The organism is Leptospirillum ferrooxidans C2-3, assembly GCF_000284315.1.
Lineage (GTDB): Bacteria > Nitrospirota > Leptospirillia > Leptospirillales > Leptospirillaceae > Leptospirillum > Leptospirillum ferrooxidans.
This window is the reverse complement of sequence record NC_017094.1, coordinates 1,490,293-1,509,311: the sequence shown is the minus strand read 5'-3', so window position 1 is coordinate 1,509,311 and position 19,019 is coordinate 1,490,293. Positions and strand designations below refer to the sequence as shown.

The 19,019-nt window shown below is 50.4% G+C and carries 21 protein-coding genes and 1 riboswitch; of the genes, 15 read left to right on the top strand and 6 right to left on the bottom strand.

Annotated features, from left to right (window positions below):
• Positions 1-107: 107 nt before the first annotated feature.
• From LFE_RS07740 to LFE_RS07720, 5 genes are all read right to left on the bottom strand, one after another.
• A complete protein-coding gene (locus tag LFE_RS07740) occupies positions 108-731 on the bottom strand; it encodes a multiheme c-type cytochrome (protein WP_014449669.1) in 624 nt (207 codons plus the stop codon).
• A gap of 25 nt (positions 732-756) precedes the next feature.
• Complete coding sequence (locus LFE_RS07735; protein WP_014449668.1) at positions 757-2,127, bottom strand: TolC family protein; 1,371 nt, start codon at positions 2,125-2,127, stop codon at positions 757-759.
• A complete protein-coding gene (locus LFE_RS07730; RefSeq protein ID WP_014449667.1) occupies positions 2,124-3,116 on the bottom strand; it encodes an HlyD family secretion protein in 993 nt (330 codons plus the stop codon). Before LFE_RS07730 ends, LFE_RS07735 begins: the two co-directional genes overlap by 4 nt.
• 47 nt (positions 3,117-3,163) lie before the next feature.
• The gene (locus LFE_RS07725) at positions 3,164-4,690 is read right to left on the bottom strand and encodes an MFS transporter (RefSeq protein ID WP_014449666.1); all 1,527 of its coding nucleotides are present in this window, start codon (positions 4,688-4,690) and stop codon (positions 3,164-3,166) included.
• Entirely contained in the window at positions 4,687-4,989 is a 303-nt protein-coding gene (locus LFE_RS07720) for a hypothetical protein (RefSeq protein WP_014449665.1), read from the bottom strand. Before LFE_RS07720 ends, LFE_RS07725 begins: the two co-directional genes overlap by 4 nt.
• A riboswitch (Fluoride riboswitch) is annotated at positions 4,957-5,035 on the bottom strand. It overlaps the preceding gene by 33 nt.
• A gap of 465 nt (positions 5,036-5,500) precedes the next feature.
• Between LFE_RS07720 and mdh the strand changes: the two genes are divergently transcribed.
• The 14 genes from mdh to LFE_RS13145 all read left to right on the top strand — a co-directional run bounded on the left by mdh (position 5,501) and on the right by LFE_RS13145 (position 17,690).
• Entirely contained in the window at positions 5,501-6,457 is a 957-nt protein-coding gene (gene mdh, locus LFE_RS07710; protein WP_014449664.1) for a malate dehydrogenase, read from the top strand.
• Positions 6,458-6,539: 82 nt separating this feature from the next.
• Positions 6,540-7,136 (top strand): LPS export ABC transporter periplasmic protein LptC, encoded by a 597-nt coding sequence (lptC, locus tag LFE_RS07705; protein ID WP_014449663.1) that lies wholly within the window; start codon positions 6,540-6,542, stop codon positions 7,134-7,136.
• Between the two features lie 70 nt (positions 7,137-7,206).
• Positions 7,207-7,764 carry an LptA/OstA family protein gene (locus tag LFE_RS07700; RefSeq protein ID WP_014449662.1) on the top strand — a complete coding sequence of 186 codons (558 nt, stop codon included), beginning with the start codon at positions 7,207-7,209 and terminating at the stop codon, positions 7,762-7,764.
• Entirely contained in the window at positions 7,764-8,507 is a 744-nt protein-coding gene (lptB, locus tag LFE_RS07695) for an LPS export ABC transporter ATP-binding protein (RefSeq protein ID WP_014449661.1), read from the top strand. Before LFE_RS07700 ends, lptB begins: the two co-directional genes overlap by 1 nt.
• Positions 8,504-10,000 (top strand): RNA polymerase factor sigma-54, encoded by a 1,497-nt coding sequence (rpoN, locus tag LFE_RS07690; RefSeq protein WP_014449660.1) that lies wholly within the window; start codon positions 8,504-8,506, stop codon positions 9,998-10,000. Before lptB ends, rpoN begins: the two co-directional genes overlap by 4 nt.
• 320 nt (positions 10,001-10,320) lie before the next feature.
• Positions 10,321-10,839 (top strand): ribosome hibernation-promoting factor, HPF/YfiA family, encoded by a 519-nt coding sequence (gene hpf, locus LFE_RS07685; RefSeq protein WP_014449659.1) that lies wholly within the window; start codon positions 10,321-10,323, stop codon positions 10,837-10,839.
• Positions 10,840-10,857: 18 nt separating this feature from the next.
• Positions 10,858-11,724 carry an RNase adapter RapZ gene (rapZ, locus tag LFE_RS07680; RefSeq protein WP_014449658.1) on the top strand — a complete coding sequence of 289 codons (867 nt, stop codon included), beginning with the start codon at positions 10,858-10,860 and terminating at the stop codon, positions 11,722-11,724.
• 29 nt (positions 11,725-11,753) lie between these two features.
• Positions 11,754-12,320, top strand: a complete 567-nt coding sequence (locus LFE_RS07675) for a hypothetical protein (protein WP_148272588.1) — start codon at positions 11,754-11,756, stop codon at positions 12,318-12,320.
• Entirely contained in the window at positions 12,317-13,507 is a 1,191-nt protein-coding gene (aroC, locus tag LFE_RS07670; protein ID WP_014449656.1) for a chorismate synthase, read from the top strand. Before LFE_RS07675 ends, aroC begins: the two co-directional genes overlap by 4 nt.
• Complete coding sequence (locus LFE_RS07665) at positions 13,507-14,076, top strand: shikimate kinase (RefSeq protein ID WP_014449655.1); 570 nt, start codon at positions 13,507-13,509, stop codon at positions 14,074-14,076. The genes aroC and LFE_RS07665 overlap by 1 nt, the downstream gene beginning before the upstream one ends.
• A complete protein-coding gene (aroB, locus tag LFE_RS07660; RefSeq protein ID WP_014449654.1) occupies positions 14,073-15,164 on the top strand; it encodes a 3-dehydroquinate synthase in 1,092 nt (363 codons plus the stop codon). The genes LFE_RS07665 and aroB overlap by 4 nt, the downstream gene beginning before the upstream one ends.
• A gap of 29 nt (positions 15,165-15,193) precedes the next feature.
• Positions 15,194-16,489 carry a GAF and ANTAR domain-containing protein gene (locus LFE_RS07655; RefSeq protein ID WP_014449653.1) on the top strand — a complete coding sequence of 432 codons (1,296 nt, stop codon included), beginning with the start codon at positions 15,194-15,196 and terminating at the stop codon, positions 16,487-16,489.
• Positions 16,490-16,518: 29 nt separating this feature from the next.
• The gene (locus tag LFE_RS07650) at positions 16,519-16,902 is read left to right on the top strand and encodes a hypothetical protein (protein ID WP_014449652.1); all 384 of its coding nucleotides are present in this window, start codon (positions 16,519-16,521) and stop codon (positions 16,900-16,902) included.
• Positions 16,902-17,690 (top strand): DUF1571 domain-containing protein, encoded by a 789-nt coding sequence (locus tag LFE_RS13145; RefSeq protein ID WP_050989505.1) that lies wholly within the window; start codon positions 16,902-16,904, stop codon positions 17,688-17,690. The genes LFE_RS07650 and LFE_RS13145 overlap by 1 nt, the downstream gene beginning before the upstream one ends.
• Positions 17,691-17,720: 30 nt before the next feature.
• Here the strand turns inward: LFE_RS13145 and queF are convergent, their stop codons facing one another.
• Complete coding sequence (queF, locus tag LFE_RS07640; RefSeq protein WP_014449650.1) at positions 17,721-18,161, bottom strand: preQ(1) synthase; 441 nt, start codon at positions 18,159-18,161, stop codon at positions 17,721-17,723.
• 146 nt (positions 18,162-18,307) lie between these two features.
• Between queF and LFE_RS07635 the strand changes: the two genes are divergently transcribed.
• Positions 18,308-18,964: a hypothetical protein gene (locus tag LFE_RS07635; RefSeq protein WP_014449649.1), complete on the top strand. Its 657-nt coding sequence runs from the start codon at positions 18,308-18,310 to the stop codon at positions 18,962-18,964.
• Positions 18,965-19,019 lie beyond the last annotated feature (55 nt).

Here is a 19,019-nt window from a genome sequence, read left to right as displayed (position 1 = left end):
CAAAAAGGTCAAGATCCACAGACTTATCCACAGGCCATCCCGGATTCAGCCTTGTTTCACTCAACTCTCCCTGACAGAGAAGATCCGGCCGAGCAGTCCATCTGGAGTCATTCCTCTCCCTTGTTTGTTTTCCGAAAACTCGCCGGGACCCTATGGAGAATCTTTTGGACATCCCTTTTATAATCGAACTTCTTATAGGTCGGGGAGGAAGGGTTGTGGCAAGTGATGCAGGTTTCCTGGCCAGGAGCGGCGACAAGACCTGATTCTTTGGCTTTGTGGGGATCGATCATGGTGCTGTAGCGGGAATAGTCTTCTCCGGGACCATGACAGGATTCGCATTGGACCCCATCGGATTTTCGAAATGAGGAAGTGATTTCCGGAAGACTGGCTTTGGAGGCTGTTGTATGACATGAAAGACAGCGGGAACTCTTTTGAGGATCTCCAATGCCCATCTTTTCTGCGATTGAGTGGGCTTCCGGAGAGGAAAGATCGCTGTAGGCCCGGCTATGGGGAGAGTTCTTCCATTTTTGGAACTGATTTCCGATTCTCTCCGATGAATGGCAAACCTCACAGCTCTCGTCTCCAACATATCGATGGATTTGGGCTGTATCGTTCACTCCTGCGTGAATGACTCCGATGGTCCCAAAAAATACGAGAGAGAAGAGTATGGAGAAATAGGCGATTCGCCCGATCCTCACCCGGTTTTTTTTTCCCGAAATACGATTTTCCATCAGTCTTTCCCCTTGATGTGACAGATTATTTGTTGATCGGCAATAATCCGATCTGCCGTTCTTCCTCGTCCTGGATCATCTTGTAGCGGTATCTGTCCGCGATCAGTTCCTCCTGAGCAGAAAGGTACTGCGCCTGGGACTGGATTCTTGTGACGGAGTCGACCAAACCTTTTTGAAAGCTTTTCTCAACCATATTTCTGTTGATCCTGGCATTTTCACGTTTGGCTTCATCGAGGGCTATCTTTTTTTCCTGAGTCTTCAGATCAAACCAGGCTTTTCGAACATTCCGGATCACCCGGATCCGGGCCAGACGGGTTTTGGCCCGCTCTCCCCGGAGCTTGTCCCGTTCGGACTGTGTTTCATGAAGGATCTTCATTCCTGTAAAGATGGGGACAGACAGGGTGATTCCTGTCTGGTAGGTGGGAAGGAAAAGTCCACTGCCCGGGGGCGCTCCGGATATGCCCGGAGGAACCCCATAGAGAAAAAGCCCGTTGGCAAAAGCGGAAAGGGTTGGAAGATTTTCGTCGTAGGCTCTTTTGATCAGCGCATTTCTCCTGTCGTCGAGACTTTCGAGAGACTTGATCAGCGGTCTGTGATCAAGAGCGTAGGCGATCAGGGTGTTTGGATCTTCCGGAATATTTTCCCGTTCTCCTTTTTCAACGGCATGGAAGGCCGAAAAACGACTTGCCCCCATCGAGTACCCCAAATCCGTCTGAGCTTTTCGAAGTTCGTTTGAAAGCGTCATGACGGCATAACTGGCTGTTTCCCAATAGACTTTGGCCTGGGTGACGTCAGGAAGGATCGCCAGCCCTTTCGAAAGTCGTTTTTCTTCGGAGTCCAAGTGAATCTTGGCGGCTTTTTCATTTTTTTTGGCAGCATTGAGGAGATGTTGGACCATGGCCAAATGGTCAAAGGCGATCTCGGCATTCCACACAACATTCAATCGTGCTTCCTCGAGACTCCATCGGGCCGAACGTTTTGCCAGACGAGCCGCCAGAACGTCATTTTTTCTTTTTCCAAAACCACTGATTTCCTGATTCAGTGTCGGATTGAAAAGAGTCAGGGGAATCCCGGTTTCATTGGGCAATGAAATTCCGACAACCGGAGAGTTCAGAAAGAGTTCATCAAGGTTCATGGCAATCTGGGGATAATAGGTCGCTTTCTTGATCCCGATTTCCTCATTTTTGGAGCTGAATTCACTCGCATAAATAACAATTGACGGGTTATTTTCGAGCGCTTTTTGTGTGATCTCGGCTCTTGTGACCGGCACCTCGGGAGATTCAAGCCCGTCCTGTCCGTTTTCTCCCAGCGCATCATCAAGACAGAGAAAAAATGGGAGGAAAATCAGAAAAAGAATGGAAATGGCCCGTATCGGCATTCGGGACAGCTCCCTCATCGATGATCCTTTCCAGATCGGGATAATGGAGACGTTCTGTCGATCCTGACCTCTGCCGACATCCCGGGCAGGAGAATCCGGTTTTTGAGGGAGTCGAAGACGATCCGGACTGGAACTCTCTGGACGACCTTGACAAACGTTCCTGACGCATTTTGTGTCGGTAACAGGGAAAAGGCCTGGGAAGCAGCCGGGATAAACTCCAGGACATGTCCCGTAAAGGTGTCTTTGGGCCAGCCATCGATATGAATCTGCACTTTTTGTCCAGCCCGGATTTTCCAGACCTGTGTTTCCCGGACAAATGCATCAAGCCATATGTTATTGAGGTCCTTCAGATTGATGATGCTGACAATGGGTTGGTCAGCCTTGACCGACTCTCCGAGATTGACAAGCCGTTGAGCGACTTGTCCTTCAATGGGCGCGTACACAATCCGGTTTCTGGGATGAACCTCTGAAATGTCCAGAGACTGCTGTTCCGCTGAAATCAGTTTTCGGCTCTCGACGATTTCAACATGGGTCTGTTGCCAGTTGGTTTTGAGATCTTCCAGTTTTTGTGGAGACATATATCCTTCGGAAAGAAGTGCTTTTGCTCTTTGATAGTGATCGCGTTCATCTTTTTCTCTTTTTTCGAGGCTCCGGAGCTTTGCCATGTCTCGTTTGATCCTGGTAAAGGCCTGAAGATTTTTAGTCGTGTCTTGGGGTCTCAGGTAGGCGTCCCCGGTCCGGTCGATCGTGGCAAGAATCTCTCCAAACTGGACTGGATCACCCTCGTTGACTGCGAGTCCGATCAGCCGTCCGGGTTGCCTTGAGGAGACGTAAGTGATCTTTCCCTGTACATAGGCGTCATCAGAGGATACGTAGCGGGTCTCTCCGTACCAGTGGCTGATTCCCCACAGAACTGTCAGAAGAAAACCCAAAAGGGGGGTGACCACGGCAAAAGAGAAAAGACTGCTTCGTTTTTCCGGACTGTGATTCTGACTTTCTTCGGCCATTCTGATCTCTCCCTGGTCATGATTCGATTTTAAGTGATTTCTGTTTCTTATCTTTTGCCGTTGGCCGGCAAACCTGCCAGTGTTTCTTTTTCCTTGCGATCGCTTTCTCCCACCCTTTTCTCAGATAGGAAAAAAATGAGGACAAATGCCAGAAAAGCTCCGATAAGGCCAATAATTCCAAGGTCATAAAAGATGATGTTGGATGTATAGGACTGTGCGAGCCTATCCGCAAGAAATATGTCGGAATGGCCCATCCTGTGTGTGGAGAGCTGGGGTAACATCTGTGAAAAGACAGGTTTTACATGGAGGACCAGATGTCTTCCAAGCATTGTCCCCCATGCACCTCCAATGAATTGGGCAAAAAGAAGATAGGTTGTTGCGGCCCGGACCTTGCTTTGAGGAAAGAGCTTTGATGCAAGAGGTGGAAGCGAGATTTGTGTCAATGCCAGCCCCGCTCCAAAGATCAATTGGGATTTGACAATAAAGGAGAGGCTGAATCCTGTTGCCGGAAGAAATAGAAAATCGATATTGGAAATGGAGACGAGAATGCAGCCTGTTGTGAGGAGAATTGCCCACTTGCCCGCTAAAAATCGGGAGAAGAGAAAGGAAAGGGAGAGAAGGATTTCGGTAAGGGCTCCGACAGCCACCAGGGCTCCGGCATCATGAGCCATGAAATGGTAGTTTTTTTCGAGAAACGGTGCCAGAAGATAGAGTCTTCCAAAGCTTTGTGTGGACTGCATGAATACGATCGCAAGAATCCCGATGAATAGAGGTTTTCTCAAAACTTCTGTCGGAAGGATGGGATCTCTTGAGAGCGCGGACCAGATCCAGAAGAGAAAAAACAATAAAAGTCCGGAAAAAAGGAGAAACCCCGTTCCAGAAGAGTGCCATCCGACCCATTCTGCCCGCATGAACCCGGTAAAAAGGCATCCAAGGGATGTTGCCATCAAGACAAATCCTGTCCCGTCAAATCTTCGGGGGTCTTGTCTCGGGTGGTTCGAAAGAAACGCCTGTGCAAAAAATATGGCCAGGAATCCGATGGGGATATTGATTGCGAAGGCCCACTGCCATCCGGGATTGTCGATGATGAATCCCCCGATTGTGGGCCCCAGAGTGACCCATACGGCCCCAAAAAGCGCAAAGTAGGACATGGCAAGGGACCTCAGATTTTCCGGAAAAGATTCCTGAATCAATATGGGTGCAAGAGGAAGGAGTATCCCTGCGGATAGACCCTCAATGCCCCGGCTCAGCATCGCTTCCGTAAAATTGACGGAACCGGCCATGCACAGGGATCCCAACATAAAGGTCAGAATCGCTCCGGAGTAAAGATCCTTTTCTTCAAGAAATCCCCTGAGACGATGAGAGAGCGGAACGCCGACAGCAAGAGCCAGGCTATAGCTTGCAGTGAGCCATCCTGCCTCATAGCTGGTGACACCCAGTGTGCTCACGATGAAGACACGTCCGACATTGGTGATCGTTGTGTCGGCAAGAGGCATTCCCACGCCAAGGATAACTGTGGCCAGGACAAGCCATGGGGAGATTTCCCGACTGGAAAAAAATGGGGAGAGTCTCATCTGGAAACCAATGGATAAGGGAGATTGGTAAAAGAGAACTCTGGCCAGTCAAAGGAGGATTCAAAGGCGAGAAAGACAAGTAAAAAGAATGCGGCCAGACAACGAAGTGGCTGTGTCCTGATGAATGCGAGAAAGGCCATTTTCTGTTTATGGGAAGACTTTTCGGGTGCCCTGATCAATGATTCGAGGAACCAGACCAGAAAGAAGGAAGACAGAAGAAGAATCTTGAAAAAACCATCATCGAATAGCACAGCTCCCCCTACTTTTTTAAAGTAGGGGTCATCATCATCCGGTGTCATATCAAACACCGCTGCCGTTCAGGCGAACCCCATCGCCCATGATTCGGAATGATTCAATCCACCATCCCATGACCGGTTTATTATGGATGAAAAGACGATGGAAAACAAGCATTGTTTTCGGGGTTCCGGGTCCATGTTCAAACAGGTTGCTGAATCTTGTTTCCATTCTCCCATGCGGAGCGGACTGCCATTATGATTCTTGTCATAATGGCAGTCCGGAATGACCGTTTCATCTCCTGTCCATCGCACGATTTTCAGGTCCATGAGCCTCTTTGATCTTTTTCAGGAAAAAACAAGGTCTCACTTGTCTTTTTTCCTATGGTGGGGATGGGGAGATCTGTTTTTGTCCTTGTCTTCTTGGCACTATTCGGCTAGTATTTCTGGAATCAGTGATGCTTTGGCCGGTTTTATGCCGCAGTCAGCCGACCTGTCTGTTTTTTGCACAGGGGCGTGTCGTGTTTTGCTTGGATCAGACCGAATACTTTCATCAGATAATTGAAGGGAGGGGCTTTTGGGCCAGAGGAAAAGAAGGACAGTCTCGATTATCGGGGCTGGAAATGTAGGTGCCACAACAGCCCAGAAGATCGTTGAGAATGGATTGGCTGATGTTGTCATTCTTGACGTCCGGGAAGGTATTGCCCAGGGCAAGGCCCTGGACATGCTCGAGTCCGGGCCATTATTGGGTTTTGATACCCGTGTGACGGGATCCGGTAATTACGCTGATATCGAAGGATCATCGGTCGTAGTTGTCACCGCAGGATTTTCCAGAAAACCCGGAATGACGAGAGATGATCTTCTCCACAAGAACGGGGAGATCATGATCGAGATTTCGGAAAAGATCAAAAAACATGCTCCCGAAGCCATTGTCATCATGGTGACCAATCCCATGGATTTGATGGCTTATACCCTCTGGAAGGTCACTGGCTTCAAGAGGGAACGGGTCATCGGCATGGGTGGGGCTCTTGATTCTTCCCGGTTTGCCTATTTTGTCAGCGAGGTCAGCAAGACATCGGTGTCGAATATCCAGACGCTTGTCATGGGAGGGCATGGTGACCTGATGGTGCCGCTTTTGAACTTTTCGACGATTTCCGGTGTTCCTCTTCCGAAGGTTCTCGACCCCAAGACCTTGGAATCCCTTGTCGCCAGAACCCGGGACGGGGGCGGTGAAATTGTCCGTCTGATGAAGGATTCCTCAGCCTATTTTGCTCCAGCGGCAGCGGTTTACCTGATGATTGAGTCTATCCTTCATGATCGTCACCGGGTTGTTCCCTGTTCGGTCTATCTTGAAGGGGAGTATGGTGTCCAGGGCGCTTTTTCTGGTGTCCCGATCCGTATCGGAAGTGCCGGCCTTGAAGCGGTTGTCGAGCTTCCCCTTTCTTCTTCAGAGAAGTCTGCCTTTGAGGCTTCCGTTAAGGCCATTCGCGAAGGGGTAGCCTCCCTTCATCGGCATTTCCCCGATAAACTTTGATCATTCTTTTTGGGTGCGGTGGTTCCTTGGAATGTTGCTCTCCTGAATCGGTGGGGATGAAGGACCCCTTGGAGAGCTCCTGATGGCAAGAGTTTCCAAATGGCGGACTTTGTTCCAAAACAAACCATTCGTCCTTTTCCTTGCGGCGATACCGATCGTTCTGACCCTTGGGGGGCTTGGATATATCGCCCACCGTCACGTTGTTTCAAGAGGGACGGTCCCGGTTGATACCCATCCGGTTCCTCGGGCACAGGTGGTTATTTCGGGGTTTCTGTACACCCGTTCTGTGGATGGCCAGACAAAGTGGTTCATCAAGGCGATGAAGGCCTCCATCGGAAAAGGGGAGACAACGACCCGTCTCTGGAATCTTTCGGCTCATATTCTTGTTAAGCCGGATCTGGTTCTGGACATATCGGGAGACAAGGGTGTGATCGACCAGATCTCCCATCAGTTTTATGTCAAGGAAAAGCAGGTTCCGGTTGCAGCGCGATTTTCGAATGGTCTGGAGATTGTTTCAAGTCGGCTTGACTATGATGATAAGGCCGATTCTATCCATACGAATGGGCAGGTTTTGATTCTGGGCCGTTCAATGATCATTCACGGCAGGGGGCTTCACTCCACGCCAAAAAAGCAGTTTTTCCAGCTTGATGAAGGAGTACGGGCTGTATTTGCGGGCTGAATTCCAGAGAAGATCCTTGATCACTCGTATTCCAACCTGTTCTTTCGGCCGGTTTTATTCCCGGATATTGTTGGGATTTTTCATTTGGTGTTCGTTTTTTCCCCAAATCAGTAATGCGGCATCGGGTGCTTCTCCGGATACCCATGGGGAAGAACCTCCTGTTGTGACCATCATCAAGTCTGATCACATGCTTGCGGAAAACATTGAAAATAAAATTCATTTTTCAGGTCATGTGCATCTTGTGAAAGGTCATCTGAAACTGACAGCCGATACGCTGGATGTTTTTTTTGTTCCCCCCGGAAAGGGGGGAACCCTGATGGAAAACATGCAGGGAAAATCCGGAACACAAAAGGTTCAGACGATGGTGGCGAGAGGGCATGTTGTGATCCTGAAAGATCTTCGCCAGGCTTTTGCTGGAAAAGCTGTCTATATCGAATCAAGCCACCTGTTCGTCCTGACGGAGTTGCCGGTTGTGATTGAAAATGGTGATAGAATTTCCGGAGAACGGATCACCTTTTTTACCAGAATCAATAAAAGTCTTGTCCAGGGACATGGGCTTATGCTTTTAAATGGAAAGGGAACCAAGAAGAAATCCGATGTTTCCTCTCCCGGGAAGAGGGAGCCTTAATGGCAATCACTGTTTCTGACCTGAAAAAAAATTACCGAAAAAGGTGGGTTGTCGGAGGAGTGAACCTGAATGTTTCCCAGGGAGAGGTTGTCGGTCTTCTGGGGCCAAATGGAGCCGGCAAAACGACAACTTTTTACATGATTGTCGGTCTGGTCAGACCTGATGGGGGTAAAATCCTGATGGACGATGACGAGATTTCCCATCTGCCGGTCCATATGAGAGCCAGAAAGGGGATCAGTTATCTCCCTCAGGAAAGTTCCATCTTCCGAAAGCTGACGGTTTCTGAAAATATCATGGCTGTCCTTGAGTATATGGACCTTTCACGATCTGAGAGGCAAAGCCGGCTGGAAACCCTTCTTGGAGAGCTGAACATCTCCCACCTGACAAAGAACAAGGCTTACACCCTGTCCGGGGGGGAGCGAAGACGTGTTGAGGTGGCCAGGGCTCTTGCGACAAAGCCGAGATATATCCTTCTTGATGAGCCTTTTGCAGGTGTGGATCCCATTGCAGTGATCGATATCCAGAAAATCATTGCCGATCTCAAAAGGCGTGATATCGGAGTGCTGATCACCGACCATAACGTCCGGGAAACACTTGAGATCACCGATCGGGCTTATGTCATCAACCAGGGAATGATTCTTGAGGAAGGTACACCGTTTGAAGTTGCCAACAGTCCCAAGGCCAAGGCGTTTTATCTGGGAGAGAAATTCACATTGAACACGCCTGCGGGGGACCATTCATGATTCGGCAGTCGCTGGAAATCAAGCTGGGTCAAAAGATGGTTTTGACACCCCAGCTCCAGCAGTCGATTCATCTTTTGATGCTTTCCCGACTCGACCTTGTCGATGAAATGATCGAAGAGGTTCAGGTCAACCCTCTTCTTGAAATGCTGGAACCCGGGGAAACGGCGACTCCTGACGGAGAAGAGTTTTCAAGTGATCCGGGCTCTGACAGTGAATCGTTTGCTCAGGAAGAGATGGATTCATGGGATGTGGATGCCGCATCCACGCGAGGAGATCCGGAGGATCAGCCATCGGATCCTCTCTCAACATGGGAGCATCCCATGCTTGAGGGGCTTGATGCGGCGGACAGCTTTCGCGATGAACAGCTGAACCGGGAAGAGCCATCTTCCGATTATTCCTACGAGAAATTTCTGGCGGGGGGGACCTCCCTTGAAGAGCATGTCAACTGGCAGCTTTCTTTTTCGGACCTGAATCCCAGGGAGAGGGATCTTGCCTGCTTTCTTTCAGGAAATCTGAATGAAGACGGCTACCTGCAGATCTCCAAAGAGGAAATTCCCGCGGAGTTGCTGGAGGGGGTTTCCTTCGAGCATGTTTTGGGAGTCCTTCAGGAGTGTGACCCGCCCGGTGTCGGGGCCAGAAATCTTCGAGAGTGCCTATTGATCCAGGCGAGACAGCTTGATCTTGTCGATTCCCTGGTTTGGCGCATCCTGTCCGATTGCATGGACGAGTTCCTGGCTTCCCAATTCAAGTCGATCATGAAAACGCTTCATGCGACAGAGTCCGAACTGGAATCGGCTATGGCCATTATCCGTCGTTTTGAGACCAAGCCGGGCCGACCGTTTGATCAGGATGCGCCGACAGCGATTGCCCCTGATGTTCTCTTTCGCGACGCTGGTGGCGGGGAGATTGAAGTCAGCCTGATTGAGGCAGGGATTCCAAGGGTCAGGATTCACCCGACGTACCGGGATCTTCTCAAAAATATGAGGAAGGACGATGTTTCCCGATCCTATTTTGAGGACAAGCTGAAAAATGCCCAGTGGTTTTTAAAAAGTATCGAGCAACGAAAAAAAACGATCCTCCGTGTCGCAGAGGCAATTTTGCGCTATCAGAGGGATTTTTTCTTTCAGGGTCCATCTGCCCTCAAACCGCTAGTCTTGAAAACGATAGCCCAGGATCTTGGCCTTCACGAGTCGACCATATCCAGGGTGACAAACAAAAAATATGCGGATACCCCATTTGGTCTGACCGAGCTGAAGTTTTTCTTTTCCGGTTCAATTGCATCCTCAAACGGGGACGATCATTCTTCTGTGAGCGTTCGTGAAAAATTGAGGGAGATTGTTCGAAAGGAAAGTCCTGAACATCCTTTTTCTGATCAGGAAATCATGGAACAGCTTTCTAAAGAGGGTATCGTCATTGCCCGAAGAACGGTGGCAAAGTATCGAATGGAGCTTGATATACCTCCAGTGAATAAAAGAAGGAAGGCCACCCATTAGGGGTGGCCCCACCTTCGGGAGAATGTTTGTCCCTTAAGGAAATGTTTCCGTCTTTTCGTTGACATATTCTCTTGCTGGATCTAAGTTATGCTCATCTGTTTTTGGGAGGAATTTTATCGGGGGTTTTCTGGAGATCTCTTGCCCTGTCGGGATATTGTGGCTTTCCCGAAAGAGAGGACCGTATTTCGTGAGGATCTGATGTCCATGCTGTTCCTGACCTGTTCCTGGGGTCGAATGCCAAATGCCAAGATGCTTGGTCGTTGATGGGTAATCCATCAGATTGGTTCTAACAAAAACTGAAAGGAAAAGGGAGAGACCGAATGCAAACACTGATGACTGCACGACACATGGAGCTGACTGAGGGTATCAAGGAAAGAATGAATGAAAAAATGGCTGTCCTTGATCGGGTAGCTCCAGAGAACAGCCATGCGGAAATAGTGATGTCGGTGGAAAAGATCCGTCAAAAAGTGGAAGTGACTCTCCATGCCAATGGCCGCATTATCCATGCCGAGGCTGTTACGAACGACCTGTATGGCTCAATGGATCTTGTGATTGAAAAACTCCAGCGCCAACTGGTCAAATTCAAGGAGCGACTTGGCCACAATCGGACAACAGGTGTGATGCCCGTTCCGACAGAGTCTTCGTCTCCAAAGACTCTTCCTCCACTGGTGAAGAGCAAACGTTTTCCCGTGAAGCCGATGAATCAGGATGATGCGATCTTTCAGATGGAGCTTCTCGACAAGGACTTTTTTCTCTATCTGGATTCTTCCGATCAGGTCATGATGCTTCTCTATCGGCGACGGGACGGTAGTCTCGGTCAGATTCGTCCGGAATACTAGAGGTTTTTGGAGAGGGAGATGGACCGGATGCATTTTTTATTTGTAAGTGGCCTGTCCGGTGCCGGAAAGAGCCATGCGATTCAGGTTCTTGAGGATCTGGGTTACTTTTGTGTCGAAAATCTCCCGTCTCCATTGCTTTCAACTTTTGCCGAGCTTTTGTCCCATAGTGTGCCGGCCATTACGAATGTTGCCATCGGTATCGATATTCGGGAAAGAGGCTTTCTGGATGTTTTTCTCCGCTTTTATGAAGACCTTAAAAGTCAGGGGCGAAACTCTGAAATCCTTTTTCTTGAGGCCGATGATTCGGAATTGATTCGCCGTTTTTCTGAAACAAGGAGACCTCATCCGCTCTCCGGATCCAGCGGGATCTCCCTTGTTGAGGCCATACAGGATGAACGGGAAAAACTGGCATCCCTCAAGTCCAGGGCAGACCGGCTGATCAATACGACAGGGGTCAAAACTTCCGAGCTCAAAACAATCCTGTTCAAACTCTATGGTCATGGACAGGAGCACAAGGGGCTGAAGCTTTTCATCATGTCTTTTGGTTTCAAATACGGGGTTCCCATTGAATGTGACATGGTTCTTGATGTCCGATTTTTGCCAAACCCGTATTATGTTCCTGAACTCAGGGAGAAGACCGGACTTGATGAACCGGTTTGCAAAATGGTTTTTGCGGAAGGTGGAGAGTCCTTTCTCCGGGAACTCCATTCTTTTCTTTCCTATCTGCTTCCCAACTATATTTCGGAAGGACGGTCTGTTTTCACTCTCGGACTGGGATGCACAGGCGGAAAACATCGTTCTGTAGCCTTGGCACAGGCATTGGGTGCCGAGTTGCTGGACAAAGGATATGACATGCGGGTTATTCACCGGGATTTGGGGAAATGATGGACTGTTGCCAAGAAAAGATGAATCAGATGGATTGTGCGGAAAATCCCGGAAAGGGGGGCATGGCGCTTTTATCGAGCCTGTTGGCCTGTTCTCTCCTTTTTTTGTCCGGGTGTTCCTCTGCTCCCCCCAAAAAACAGATCTATTCCTATGAGCTTCCATGGTCCGGAAGTTCCATCCATGTTCAGAGCGTGACACCCACTCCTTCCGGGAAGGTCATGGATGGAAATGCCAGACTATCCGCTTATTTGAAGGATCTTGATGAGAATAAACAGAAGATGATTGAGACGATCAGGACACTGTCCCTCTCAGGCAACCAGACCGTGGGCCAGGCGATGGCTACCCAGCCGGCGCTCCTGAGAAGGATCAACCTGTTTTTAAACCAGGCGAAAGTCACTTCGATCCAGAATGTTCCCGGAAAAGGAATTCTGGTTGCCCAGAGCGTCTATCTTGGAGCGGATTTTCAGTCTCTTCTGGGTGTGACATTACATCTTGTTCCCCATAAGAAGAAAAAGAAGATGGGACCAGACAACACAAAGCCGGGCGGTGGGGCCGGTGGTGGAGGCGGTATGCCAATGATGCCGATGATGCCTTGATTCGCTTTCTCACGGCAGGAGAATCTCACGGTCCGGCTCTGGTCGGGATGATCGAGGGAATCCCCTCGGGAATGCCGCTGGATTCGGATATGCTTCGGGAAGATCTTTCAAGGCGAAAAATGGGGTACGGCCGGGGTGGCCGAATGCGGATAGAAACTGATGAGGTTCGTTTCTTGACCGGCGTCCGCCGGGGGGTGACCATCGGAAGCCCCATCACGGTCATCCTTGAGAACAAAGACTTTTCCCATTGGGAAGAGGATATGGCCGTCGGTCCCAGAAGTGGGGAGCCGGAGCGCCAGGTTTTGATTCCCCGTCCAGGACATGCGGATTATGCGGGGGGCATCAAGTACGGCATGCGTGACCTGCGGAATATTCTTGAGAGGGCCAGCGCCAGGGAAACGGCGATGCGTGTGGCACTCGGCGGCGTTGCCCGTCAATATCTTCGCCAGCTCGATATCGATGTGACCTCCTTTGTCCTTGAGATTGGATCTGTTTCCATGAAATCTCCACACATGGAGGTGAAGGATTTTTCGGAGCTCAGATCGCTTGTCATGGCATCAGAGGTGTTTTGTCCTGAGGTGGAGGCATCTCTGGCCATGATTGAGGCGATCCGGACCGCCAAGAGAGAAGGGGATACTCTTGGTGGTGTTTTTGAGGTCAGGACAACACCTCTTCCTGTCGGTCTCGGAACGTATACCCAATGGGACCGTCGTCTTGACGGGCTCCTTGCCCAGGCGATGATGAGCATTCAGGCCATCAAGGCCGTTGAGATCGGGTTGGGTATGGAAGGGGCCCGAAAGCATGGATCAAAGGTTCATGACGCTTTTCTTCCAGCTGGACCAGGCCAGCCTCCAGTGAGACCCACCAATGGTGCCGGAGGACTTGAGGGAGGGATGACGAACGGCCAGCCACTCTTGATTCGGGCCGGAATGAAACCGATCTCAACCCTTTATAACCCGCTTCCTTCTGTCAACATTCGTACTGGGGAATCCGCTCCGGCAACCATTGAGCGCTCGGATACCTGTGCGGTTCCTGCTGCTTCAGTTGTCGGAGAGGCCATGGTCTGCCTGATTCTGGCCCAGGCAATTTCGGAGAAGTTTTCGGGGGATTCGATCGGAGAGCTTAAAGCTCACATGGAGTCCAGCGAACGTGTCGAACAGATGTATTATCCCGGAAATATTGTTTGATGGACCATGAGATCCATCCTGGCAAATCTTCGGGGCATATCTTGCTCGTTGGGCCGAGAGGGAGCGGAAAGACGACGATTGGCCATTCCTTGGCCCGCGTCCGGGATCTCGCATTTTATGATACGGACAGGATGGTCGAAGAGGTCATTCGTGAACCGATTTCGACTTTTTGGGCTCGGGAAGGGGAACCTTCTTTCCGAAATCTGGAATCGGGCGTTCTTCAAAAGCTTCCGGGGGTGAAAGCGGGGGTGGTTTCAACGGGAGGCGGAATCGTTCTTTCTCCTGCAAACAGGGAGCTGATTTCCAAAATGGGGTTGGTTCTCTATCTTTCCGTCTCGGTGGATGTGCTTGAAGGGCGTCTCTCCCATTGGGGGAACTCCCGTCCACGGCTGAACCCCCAAATCCCTTTGTCCGAAGAGATTGCTTTGACGGTCAGGGAACGCGATCCGCTGTATCGGGAAATCGCCGATTATGTTGTTGAAACCGGCGGAATGAGCGTTCCCCAGGTCGTTTTCCAGATCTCCCGACTTTTGGGGGAGGACTGGGCTTCAAAGGTGGGTGGAGTTTGATCAGACATGATGTCCGCTCCCGTCTGGGGGATTATCCGGTCCTGATCGAATCCGGTCTTTTGAAAGGGCTCCCTTCCCTGTTGTCAGGGATGGGATGGCGTTCGGAAGGCCGGGTTGGACTCATTACCAATCCTGTTGTCTACCCCCTTCATGGAGAGAGAATCGTCAAGAGCCTCCTTTCAGGCGATTTTCGTCCGGAGACAATGCTTCTTCCGGACGGGGAGTCCCACAAGACTCTGGGATCTGTTTCTTCACTTCTGGACCAACTCCTGGCGCTCCGGTGGGAAAGGCGCGAACCTCTTCTGGTTTTGGGCGGTGGCGTAACGGGGGATATGGGAGGATTTGCGGCATCGATCCTTTTGCGTGGAGTTCCGGTTGTCCATATCCCATCGACCGTTGTCGCTCAGGTCGACTCTTCCGTCGGTGGAAAAACAGGTGTGGACCACAGCATGGGCAAAAACCTCATTGGATCTTTTTATCCCCCAAAGGCTGTCTGGATTGATCCTGATCTTTTGTTGACCTTACCATTGAAAGAAAGACGCGCCGGACTTGGAGAGGTCATCAAATATGCGATGATCGGGAATGCCCGGCTTTCCGATCTTCTGGAGAAGAACATCCAAAGACTTGGTGGGGAAAAATTCGAGAGGGATCTCTGGTCTGCTGCCATTTCAGAGTCGGTCTTTGAAAAATCCCGGATTGTATCGGAAGACGAACATGAAGGCGGACTTCGGATGACCCTGAATTTTGGCCATACATTTGGTCATGCTCTGGAAGGGGCACTGGGATTTGGAGGGATGCTGCACGGAGAGGCGGTTGGTCTCGGGATGCTTCTGGCCTCCCGTGTCTCTGAGCGGATGGGATTGTCCCGGGGAATTTCGGAGAGGCTTCTTGCCCTCCTGAAGGGAGCTGGCCTCCCGTATCAATGGCCCAAGGATGTTTCCATCGAAGATCTGAAAAAATTCTGGGGGTCCGACAAGAAAACACAAGGTGGCAGGGCGACAATCATTCTTCCTGTGTCCTGGGGAAAGGTTCTGATGACTCGTGACTATGATCTGGAGACCGTTCGTCAGTCTCTTTCCGATCTCTAACCGGAAGACTTTTTGATAAAGGAAACAAGGTGAAGAAAAGTGGAGCAGACGGTCCAGCTCAGGATGAGGACGGCATCAGCCGTCCGCCGTTGGGACATCTTGAAAGTCTGAGGGATGATCGTAATCAGGAAGAGCTGAAAAAGGAGCTACGCCTTCTGCGGGGTCTCCTGCGGATCACTCACAGCGAGTCTCCCCTGGAGGAGCGCCTGGACCTTGCCATCCGGCTCTCCCGGGAGATCCTCAATTTTGATGTGGCGCTGATTTATCTTCTTGATGAAGAAAAGACCCATCTTGTTCTGAAGGCTTCTTCCCTCACACTTCCGGGCTTTTTAAGCCATTTTTCCCTTCGTCTCGGGGAAGGTCTCACCGGTTGGGTGGCCCGTGAGCGATCTCCGGTGATCATCTCCAAAAAAGCGTGGCTCGATCCCAGGTTCAAAACCTTTCCCTCCCTGAGTGACGAATCTTGTGAAGCCTTTATCTCGATTCCTCTGGTGGCAAAGGATCGTCTCCTTGGGGTCATGAATTTCCAGTTCAGGGATGTGTATGAGCCTTCCGACCGGGAAGTTGAGCTTCTGGTGGTTTTGGCTCTTGAACTTTCCCTTGTGATCGACCATGTTCTCCTGTTTGAAGAAGCCAGGAAAAAGGCTAGACAGATTGAAGCGCTGTCCCAGGTCAGCGAATCGATCACCTCCAGCCGGTATCTTGAGGAAATCCTCCATCTGATCGTGACGGTTACAGCCGAAATGACAAGCTCTACACTCTGCTCTCTCATGATTTACGACCAGGAGGAAGGTCTTGTGATCCGGGCGACCCAGACGCTGTCCCAGGAGTACCGGAACAAACCTCCGATCAAGATCGGTGAAAGCATCTCCGGACTGGTGTTTCGGGATGGGCGTCCGATCTGGGTGGAAAATGTCCAGGCAGATCCCCGCTATTCCTTCAAGGATCTCGCGAAGAAGGAAAATCTGGTTTCTCTCCTTTCTGTTCCCATGATGATCAAGAATCGTCCGATTGGTGTCATCAATGTCTATACCAGCAAGGTTCATCGTTTTTCCGAGGATGAGGTGACCGTCTTGCAGACGGTGGCCAATCAGGCGGCCATCGCCTGGGAAAACACAAGCCTTCTCCAGAAAAACATCGAGATGGAAGAAGCCCTCGAGTCCAGAAAAAAAATTGACAGGGCCAAGAGTATTCTGATGAAGACCAACCATATCACCGAAGATGAAGCCTACAGACTGCTTCAGAAGAAAAGCATGAACATCCGCAAATCCATGAAGGAAATCGCAGAGGCCATCTTGTTGGCGAATGATCTGAAGGAAGGGTAGACCGGCTAGCTGGTCTTTGGGGGAAAACGATGGATCACGGACTTCTTTTGGTTGGAGCCATTTTTTTAACGATCGGCTCTCTTTTTGGTGTTGTCCTCGTCACTGCGGAAGTTATGAAGAAATCGTTTCCGAAGCCTTTGGGTTTTATTCATCCAACGCTTGCGATGATCGGCTTCCTGATGATTGTTGCCCGTCATTTTATTCTTGGTCCCCTTAAGTATATGGATTGGGGAATCCTGAGTCTTGTCGGTTCTGTTTTTTTCGGCCTGGCACTTCTCGTCCGGGGATTTCGTGGTCTGGCAATGCTCCGCCTGTTTACTTTTTGTCACGGAATGCTGGGGCTTCTGGGTCTGGGTCTGGTCCTTTACCAGGTCTCTTTGCGTCCTGGTCCCCTGTTTTCGATCGGATCTTGATGAAAGGGTTTCTGAAAAAACGGTTTTCAAACACTGCTGCAAGAGTTTTTTGGGTTGTCTTCTTCCTCTCTGGATCCTCTCTGGCCAGTGGGTTCCCTGATGGGCTTCCTGATCCGCTCCGGCCACTTCTTCCTCCGGGATCAGTTCTCTCTCCTGGGCCCTGGCGATATGATGAAGCCGCCGGTCGGGCCATCGTCCAAGGCGAACACAAGACTACCCTTTCCCTTACCTCATACCGTTGTCTTGTCCGAACCTTCTATCATGAAGAAAAAGTGGGGAGACGTCTGAAAGCGGACGAAAAAATGATTCTTTCGGTCCGTGCACCAGGTGATATCAGGGTCGACCTGCTTCGTCCGAGAAAGGGTGCCTGGCTGATCTATCGAAAGGATACGAACCAGGTTCGGGTCAAGCCTTTTTCTTTTCTTCCGATGATATTGGCTCTGGATCCGGACTCCTCCCTGATCACATCCCGCTTTGGCCATACGATCAACCATGCGGATTACGAAAGTTTTTACTCCAGGGTGCTGGCTCCAGCCTGTCTTCTGGGTGGCTGTGTCTATCTCGACAGGGGGACTTCCATGGACCATGAAGTTCGCATCATCAACGTGGCCCCGGTTTTTGGCATCGCCCGCCCGATTTTCGGAAGGATGTGGGTCAGTTTCGACAGGAAGACAGGACTTCCTGTTTCCATTTCGACAATGAATTCCCGGGGGAGGTTCATGGAGAGAATCACCTATGCCCACTGTCAGTGGAATCCCTCGTTTTCCAAGAAGTTTTTCAGGGAATAATTCCTAGCAATCGTTCTGTTTCTTTTCTCCCTAACGCTTTTTGGAAGATTTTCCGGTGGCTTTTCGCATCTCGGAGTCGATGCTGATGACGGTCTTCACGTTCCCCCTGACATTGAAGTCTCCCTTGACCTCCAGAAAGCTGGGCTCCAGCAGATTCATTAAATCGCGATAAATCAGGGCTGTTACCGCTTCATGAGAGATGGCCCTGTCCCTGAAGCTGTTCAGATACAGTTTGAGACTTTTGAGTTCGACAATCTTTTGGGCAGGCCGATAGCGGATGAGGATTGTCGCGAAGTCCGGATATCCGGATCTTGGGCACAGGCATGTGAACTCCGGGTAGGAAATGTTCGTTTCGTAGATTTCCTCCGGTGCCGGATTGGGCCAGGGCTCAAGGATCGCTTCCTGAATGGCTTGTGTTCCGTAGGGGGAAGCTGGAATGGGGATATGGGAAGGCACGTGTTTTTTTGACATGTGGTGAAACTCCTGAAATGTGATAGAATGCAGGTATTTGGTGTTTGTTTCCCAATCTCAAGGATAGGGGAAAAATCTGGCGTCTGCAATCCTGGACGGTCAATTTTCATTGGGAATGGTTCTTTTGTCTCTTAAGGAGGGTTTTGATGCTGAATTGCAAAAAAGTGCTGTCATTGGGTGCTTCGTTTCTGAGTGTGGGAACTTTTATTGCCTTGGCGGCTTGCAGTTCTGTACAGCAACCTCCAAATCCGTACGGGATTGAACATGAGGTCGCTCATTCCAAAGGATCCCGTCCTGAGTGGATCGACAACATGAGGGCTTACCAGAAATCCCATCCGGACCGAAAGTACTTTACCGGAGAGGCGGATCACGAGTTTGACATGGAAGGCGGACGGACGGACGCTGTTGCCAATGCCCAGAAAGGAATTGCCACGACCATCAAAAATACGGTCCATAACCTTTATATCAAGGCCCGAACCGTTGATGCGACACAGAGTGCCGGTTCCTACAATGCAGATACCCAACAGGCCATAGAAGACGGCACTCTGCAGGTTGCAACCGGTATCATCACCGGAGCTCAACCAGACCGCTTCTGGTGGAGAAGATACTGGATCCAGACCAGCCCGGGTGCTCCGGTCGAATATTTCAACGATGTCTACGTTCTGGAATCGATGTCGAAGGCGGACTATCAGCAGACCGTCTACCAGACCCTGAACGGTGTCAAAAAAGTGGTACAGGCTCCGAAGGCCCATCGGGTCATCAAGACCATGAAAAATCTCTGGCTCAAGCAGAACGCCGGGTAATCGCTAAAAATATCCGGTCAATAAGGGGCCCCTTTTACAGGGGCCTTTTTTTTTG